Origin of the sequence: Polaromonas sp. YR568 (genome assembly GCF_943369415.1) — a bacterium.
Classification (GTDB): Bacteria; Pseudomonadota; Gammaproteobacteria; order Burkholderiales; family Burkholderiaceae_C; genus Polaromonas.
Genome location: NZ_CALRNF020000037.1, coordinates 56,574 through 62,772, shown reverse-complemented (window position 1 = coordinate 62,772; position 6,199 = coordinate 56,574). Strand labels below are relative to the sequence as shown.

The 6,199-nt window shown below is 67.5% G+C and carries 8 protein-coding genes; 2 read left to right on the top strand and 6 right to left on the bottom strand.

All coding sequences use genetic code 11. From position 1 onward, the window contains the following. Positions 1 to 84: 84 nt before the first annotated feature. The 4 genes from ACLV74_RS20820 to ACLV74_RS20805 form a co-directional block, all read right to left on the bottom strand. Positions 85 to 489 (bottom strand): anti-sigma regulatory factor, encoded by a 405-nt coding sequence (locus tag ACLV74_RS20820; RefSeq protein WP_411881323.1) that lies wholly within the window; start codon positions 487 to 489, stop codon positions 85 to 87. Next, positions 479 to 853, bottom strand: coding sequence for an STAS domain-containing protein (locus tag ACLV74_RS20815; RefSeq protein WP_411881322.1), 375 nt, complete (start codon positions 851 to 853; stop codon positions 479 to 481). The genes ACLV74_RS20820 and ACLV74_RS20815 overlap by 11 nt, the downstream gene beginning before the upstream one ends. A gap of 8 nt (positions 854 to 861) precedes the next feature. After that, the gene (locus ACLV74_RS20810; protein ID WP_411881321.1) at positions 862 to 1,719 is read right to left on the bottom strand and encodes an STAS domain-containing protein; all 858 of its coding nucleotides are present in this window, start codon (positions 1,717 to 1,719) and stop codon (positions 862 to 864) included. Positions 1,720 to 1,819: 100 nt separating this feature from the next. Continuing rightward, positions 1,820 to 2,275 carry a YraN family protein gene (locus tag ACLV74_RS20805; protein WP_411881320.1) on the bottom strand — a complete coding sequence of 152 codons (456 nt, stop codon included), beginning with the start codon at positions 2,273 to 2,275 and terminating at the stop codon, positions 1,820 to 1,822. Positions 2,276 to 2,325: 50 nt separating this feature from the next. Between ACLV74_RS20805 and rsmI the strand changes: the two genes are divergently transcribed. Together rsmI and ACLV74_RS20795 are read left to right on the top strand one after the other, a co-directional pair. Continuing rightward, positions 2,326 to 3,174, top strand: coding sequence for a 16S rRNA (cytidine(1402)-2'-O)-methyltransferase (rsmI, locus tag ACLV74_RS20800; protein WP_411881325.1), 849 nt, complete (start codon positions 2,326 to 2,328; stop codon positions 3,172 to 3,174). Beyond that, a complete protein-coding gene (locus ACLV74_RS20795) occupies positions 3,171 to 4,403 on the top strand; it encodes a multidrug effflux MFS transporter (protein ID WP_411881319.1) in 1,233 nt (410 codons plus the stop codon). Before rsmI ends, ACLV74_RS20795 begins: the two co-directional genes overlap by 4 nt. Positions 4,404 to 4,572: 169 nt before the next feature. On the opposite strand, the gene ACLV74_RS20790 is transcribed toward ACLV74_RS20795, so the two are convergent. After that, positions 4,573 to 5,049 (bottom strand): hypothetical protein, encoded by a 477-nt coding sequence (locus tag ACLV74_RS20790; RefSeq protein WP_411881318.1) that lies wholly within the window; start codon positions 5,047 to 5,049, stop codon positions 4,573 to 4,575. Positions 5,050 to 5,126: 77 nt separating this feature from the next. Next, positions 5,127 to 6,179, bottom strand: a complete 1,053-nt coding sequence (locus ACLV74_RS20785) for a 3'-5' exonuclease (RefSeq protein ID WP_411881317.1) — start codon at positions 6,177 to 6,179, stop codon at positions 5,127 to 5,129. Positions 6,180 to 6,199: the final 20 nt, after the last annotated feature.

Below are 6,199 nucleotides of genomic sequence, written 5' to 3'. Positions count from 1 at the left end.
CGGCCAGCAGGGCCGCGTGCCTGCGCGCCTGGCCCACCCTGCTGAGGTCTTCCATGGGGAAGACCGCGTGCAATGAGCCGCGGGCTACTTCCACCGGGTGATGCTCACACAAGTACCCTCACCCACGGCGGACTGGATGTCGAATTCGTGCACCAGGCGCTTGCTGCCCGACAGTCCCAGGCCCATGCCTTTGCCGGAGGTCCAGCCGTCTTTCAGCGCCAGGCCCATGTCGGGGATGCCCGGCCCCTTGTCGCTGAATTTCAGCAAAAGCCCGGTCTTCGATCCGGTATCCAGGACCTCCCACGCCATCTCGCCGCCGCCGCCGTAGACGACGGTGTTGCGCGAGAGCTCGCTCGCGGCGGTGATCATCTTGGTCTGGTCGACCAGGGAGAATTTCAGCTGCTGGGTCAGGCCGCGCACGACCTGCCGGCTCATGACGATGTCGGCCTCGGTGCGCAGGGGGCAACTGCCTTTGGCTTCATGCGCCAAGAGAGTCTCCGCCCGTCGCCGCGTTGAGCAGCTCCATGCCGCGGCTGACGTTCAGCGCGGTTTTCACGCCTTCCAGCGACAGGCCGAGCTCGACCAGGGTAATGGCCACGGCCGGCTGCATGCCCACGACGACGGTCGTGGCATCCAGCAGGCGGCCTATCCCGGAGATGCCGGCCAGCATGCGGCCGACGAAGGAATCGACGATCTCCAGCGCGGAAATGTCGATGAGCACGCCGTTCGCGCCGGAACTGGTGATCTTCGCCGCCAGGTCATCCTGCAGGGCCAGGGCGGTCTGGTCTTCCATGTCCATCTGGATCGTGACGAGGAGCGAGCGCCCCATCTGCAAAATCGGAATGCGGTACATGGCGGCCTTCAGACGGTCTTGGCGGGGCGGGTGACCACGTAGCCGGTGCGTTTGAGCGCCAGGGCCAGGGCGTCGGCCAGGGTGGCCTTGGACGTCACGCCTTGCAGATCGATACCCAGGTGCACGATGGTCTGCGCGATCTGGGGCCGGATGCCGCTGATGATGCAATCGGCGCCCATGAGGCGGATGGCGGTGACGGTTTTCAGCAGGTGCTGCGCGACCAGCGTGTCGACCGTCGGCACGCCCGTGATGTCGATGATGGCCAGGGTCGATTCGGTCTCGACGATGCGCTGCAGCAGCGACTCCATGACGAGCTGCGTGCGGCCGCTGTCCAGCGTTCCTATCATGGGCACGGCGAGGACGCCGTCCCACAGCTTGATCACCGGGGTCGAAAGTTCCAGGAGCTCGTGCTGCTGGCGATTGATGATGTCTTCACGCGCGCGCTGGTAGGTCGTGACGGTCCATTGGGCCATCTTGTCGACCGTGCCCGACACCAGCTCCACCGCCTCGATCAGCTTGCCGGGGTCAGACCCGACGAGCTTGGGCAAAGCGGTGAAAAGAGGGGTTTTGAGCGCCAGGATGAAAGCACTGGTTTCGCCGGCCGTGCGGCCCTGCGCGGCGCGCGAACGGGAGAGGGCCTCCAGCACATGCTTCACGTCCGCCCACTCCTCGCCGTCGAAGGATGTGCCCGCGCCATTCCCCAACGCGGTACCCAGGGCGCCGAGCAACTCCCTGGCCTCTTTGGACGTCGATGCATGCGCATCCTGGCCGGGCGTCACGCCAAAATTCTTTAACCAGTCACCGGAGAGCGATTCACTGCCCTCCAGCAAAGAGATGAACAGGGAATTCTTGTTGCTCAGCGCCATGATCTGCCCGCAGTTGTTAAGGATTGGCAGTGTACCTCCAGCGCCTCTTTTGTCGGTGTAATCCCTATGTCTTATGACATAGAAGCCGGCAGCCGCCTTTTTACGAGGCGTCGAACGCGGCCGGCATCCACTCGATGGCGGCATCGGCCTTGCCGTCCAGCGCGCCGTTGACCAGCACCACGTCGAAGCGGCAAGGCGGCGGGCTGGCGAAACGCATCAGGTAGTGGCGCGCCGCCAGCACGATGCGCTGCTGCTTGGCGGCGCTGATGCTGGCCGCCGCGCCGCCATGCGCGTCGTCGGCGCGCTGGCGCACTTCCACGAACACCAGCGTGCCGTCGCGTGCACGCATCACCAGGTCGATCTCGCCGCCGCCGCGCCCCGGCGTCCGATAATTGGCCTCGACGAACTTGAGGCCCGCCCGGCCCAGGTAGGCGCGCGCCGCGGACTCGGCGGCGTCACCGCGCGACTTGGTGGTAACCTGCCCGGACAAGGGACGCGCGCCCTCGGCCGCGCCTGCCGGCGGCACCCTGGAACCCTGTTTTCTGGAAAACCACATTGAACGCTTCTTTCGACCTGGCCCTGGATGCGGCACGCGCCGCGGCGGGCATGCAGCATTATCCGGAAAGTGCCCTCTATGTCGTGGCCACCCCCATAGGGAACCTGGCCGACATCAGCCTGCGCGCGCTGCAGGTGCTGCAGCTCGTGGATGCGATCGCCTGCGAGGACAAGCGCCACTCGCAGCCCCTGCTGCGCCAGTACGGCATCGACAAGCCGCTGCTCGCGGTGCATGAACACAACGAAGCGCAGGCCGCCGGCCTGGTGATAGAGCGCCTGCAGCGCGGCGAACGCGTGGCCTATGTCAGCGATGCCGGAACGCCCGCCGTGAGCGACCCGGGCGCGCGGCTGGTGGCCGCGGTCCGCGCGGCGGGCCTCACCGTCATGCCGCTGCCCGGCGCCAGCAGCGTCACCACGGTGCTCAGCGTGGCCGGGCTCGGCAACCCGGGCGGCGAGACGGGTTTTGTGTTTGCCGGCTTCCTGCCCAGCAAGGCCGGCGAGCGCGACCAGGCGATTGCCGCGCTGCAGGCCGATGCCCGCGCCATCGTCATCCTGGAAGCCCCGCACCGCATCGAGGCGCTGGCGCGCGCCATGGCCGTGCTGGGGGAACGCCCCGTCACCGTGGGGCGCGAGCTGACCAAGCAATTCGAGGAAATCGCGACCGTGCCGGCGCAGGACTTCGCGGCCTGGCTGGCCGCGGGGCCGCAGCGCACGCGCGGCGAGTTCGCCCTGGTGCTGCACCCGTCCGCCGTGCCCGAGAGCGCCGAAGACGGCATGCGGGTGCTGCAACTGCTGCTGGCGGAACTGCCGCTCAAGACCGCCGTGAAACTGGCCGCCGACATCACCGGCGTGGGCCGCAACGAACTCTACGAAACCGCCCTCAAACTCAAAAACGCATGAACCCCAATGCCGACCAGCTCTGGCGCGCCCCGCGCTGGACACTCGCCGCCCTGCTGGCCATCCTCGGCATGCTGGGGCCGTTTTCCATCGACACCTACATCCCTGCGTTCTCCGGCATCGCGCAGTCGCTGGGCGCCTCGCCGGTGGAGATGCAGCAGACGCTGTCGGCCTACCTGTTCGGCTTCGCTTTCATGAACCTGTTCCACGGCGCGCTGGCCGACAGCTTCGGCCGCCGGCCGGTGGTGCTCTGGGGCATCGCGCTGTTCACCCTGGCCTCGGCCGGTTGCGCGCTGTCGCAAAGCATAGGCCAGCTGGTCTTCTTCCGCGCCGTGCAGGGTTTGTCGACGGGCGCGGGCATCGTGGTCTCGCGCGCCGTGATCCGTGACATGTACCCGCCGGCCCAGGCCCAGCAGGTCATGAGCCAGGTCACGATTTATTTCGGCGTGGCGCCCGCGCTGGCGCCCATCGTGGGCGGCTGGCTGTTTGTGCACCTGGGCTGGCACAGCATTTTCTGGTTCCTCACGGGCGTTGGCGTGGTGCTGTGGGCGACCAACTTCCGCTTCCTGCCCGAGACACTGCCGCCGCTGGACCGCCAGCCCTTCGAGGTGCGGCATTTGATGCGCGGCTACTGGCAGCTGGGTTCCAGCCCGCGCTTTTTATTGCTGGCGCTGGCCAGCGGCGTGCCCTTCAACGGCATGTTTTTGTACGTGCTGTCGGCGCCCGCCTTCCTGGGCGACCACCTGGCACTGCAGCCCACCGAGTTCTTCTGGTTTTTTCTGCTGACCATCTCCGGCATCATGTCCGGCGCCTGGCTGAGCGGCCGCCTGGCCGGCAAGATCGCGCCCAAGCAGCAGATACGCCACGGCTTCGTCATCATGCTGGTGACCTCGGTGCTGAACCTGGCGGCCAACCTGCTGTTCGCGCCGCATGTGTCGTGGGCGCTGTTCCCCATCGCGGTGTTCGCCTTCGGCTGGGCGCTGATGGTGCCGGTCGTCACGCTGCTGGTGCTGGACCTGTACCCAGAGCGGCGCGGCATGGCGTCGTCGCTGCAGGCCTTTATCGGCTCGACCGCCAACGGCATCGTGGCCGGCATCGTCGCGCCGCTGGTGATGCATTCCACGCCCGCGCTGGCGGCCGTGTCACTGGGGATGATGTGCATAGGCCTGGTGGCCTGGATGTACCTGCACCACCGCTGGCCGGAGATAGGCCGGCTGGCTTCGCGCGACTGATCTTCTACTCCTTCTCACTCTGGAATCTCTTACTCCCTCTCCCTCTGGGGGAGGGCAGGGGTGAGGGCCAGGGCCGGAGCATGACGCGCGGCATTTCGTGCGCCGCCGGCCCTCACCCTAACCCTCTCCCAGGGGGAGAGGGAACAAGTCGGGGAAAGGGGACAAGGAGTCAGCGATCGTTCATCCGGATCGGGAACTCCATACCCTGGCCGACACGCCGCACCACCTTGGCGGCATCCAGGTAGACAAAGAAGAACATGTCCTGGTCGCCGTCCACCCAGCGGTAGGTCATGATGTCGCCCGACCAGGAGGCCACGCCGTCCGTTTTCGCGGGCGGCCCGAACTCGCGCTCCACGTCCGCGCGCGTCCATTTGTCGACCTCTATCCTGGAGAAGTCCCGGATGTTCAGGACCTGCCGCACACTCACGACCTGGCCTGCGGCATCGAGGTCAACCATCGTGGCCGTCTGGCCTGTGGGTTGCCCGGAATATTGCAGCCGCGTGCCCGATGCCAGCGGCACCGTGCGTGTCGGCGTTCCCCAGCTCGCCAGCACCTGCTCGCGCGACATGCCGGGCTGCGGGGAGGCACAGCCAGCCAGAAGCAGCGCAGCGACCGCCATGCCTGAAAGAGATTGAAAGGCCTTCATGGATAACTCCTGGATTCATTCGTAAGGGTGTCAGACACCACCCGCCGCGGAATGTTCCCGCGCCGGGCGGCACGGATTCAAGCGCCCAGCTGCGCCCAGCCGGGGACGCCGGCGCGGCCGGAATAGCGGCTCGCGGCATCGTAACGCTCCCAGGCCAGCCGCGCTGTGCGCCCGCCGTAGATCTCTTCCTGCAGCCATTCACATTCGGCCTGCAGCGCGGCGTCGCCGCCCAGCCGCGTGTGCCAGACCTTGGCGGTGCTGTCCCAGCGGTAGCCGCGGTTTTTGAGCAGGTCCTTGGCCGCGAAAGGCGCGCCGGTGGCCTGCAGGCGGTAGCTCGGCAGGCGGGCCGCGGCCAGCAGGTGCGCCAGGCCATTGGTGCCCAGACCCGGCAGTTCGGCCATCAACACCGTGAGCAAGGCGTGGCAGTCCATCTCCGCGCGGTGCGCATCGTAAAACCAGCCCAGCGCCGAAGCCAGGTAACTGAGCTTGGCCGAGCTGTGGCCCGCGGCCGTCCAGTCGATGTCGGCGAATGAGCAGGCCCAGTTCAAGCCTTGCGCCTGCGGCAGCAGGCCTTCCACGAAGGGCCGGTCAAAGCCCGCGTTGTGCGCGATGACGAGGTCGGCGCCCGCCAGCAGGCTGTCGACGCGCGCCATGTCAAGCTGCTGGCCCGCCAGCATCTCGTCGGTGATACCGGTGATCTCGCGCGCGATTTTCGGCACCGGCATGCCCGGGTCGCGCAGCCCGTCGTACACCTGTACCGGCCCCGTCGCAAGGCCGGTCTGGGTATCGACCTGGATGCGCAGCAGCGCGAGTTCAATGACCTGGTCGCGCGAATTGTCCAGCCCCGTGGTTTCGGTGTCGAGGATCACCACCGTGGCGACAGGCCCCAGCGGCGCGTGGGGGAATTCCGTGGCCGGCACCAGGCGCCTGAGCACGCGGTAGTCGGGATGCCGCTCCAGCGCCAGGGCCATGGCCTCGGGGCTGTCGCCGGTCGCGGCGGAGGGCGCCGCGGGCGCAAGCGCCACCGGCTTGGCCGCCTTGGGCTTGCGCACCTTGGCGGCTGCGGCCTCGGCGGCCATCGCCAGCAAGCCCTCGTCAAAACCGAAACCCAGCTGGCCGGCCGTCGTCATGCGCTCGGGCAGGCGTGAAG

Bases quoted from the DNA above. Each gene is read 5' to 3' on its own strand.
- ACLV74_RS20815 (WP_411881322.1), bottom strand. From the start codon at position 853: ATGTACCGCATTCCGATTTTGCAGATGGGGCGCTCGCTCCTCGTCACG.
- ACLV74_RS20810 (WP_411881321.1), bottom strand. From the start codon at position 1,719: ATGGCGCTGAGCAACAAGAATTCCCTGTTCATCTCTTTGCTGGAGGGC.
- ACLV74_RS20805 (WP_411881320.1), bottom strand. From the start codon at position 2,275: ATGTGGTTTTCCAGAAAACAGGGTTCCAGGGTGCCGCCGGCAGGCGCG.
- rsmI (WP_411881325.1), top strand. From the start codon at position 2,326: ATGCAGCATTATCCGGAAAGTGCCCTCTATGTCGTGGCCACCCCCATA.
- ACLV74_RS20795 (WP_411881319.1), top strand. From the start codon at position 3,171: ATGAACCCCAATGCCGACCAGCTCTGGCGCGCCCCGCGCTGGACACTC.
- ACLV74_RS20790 (WP_411881318.1), bottom strand. From the start codon at position 5,049: ATGAAGGCCTTTCAATCTCTTTCAGGCATGGCGGTCGCTGCGCTGCTT.
- ACLV74_RS20785 (WP_411881317.1), bottom strand. From the start codon at position 6,179: ATGACGACGGCCGGCCAGCTGGGTTTCGGTTTTGACGAGGGCTTGCTG.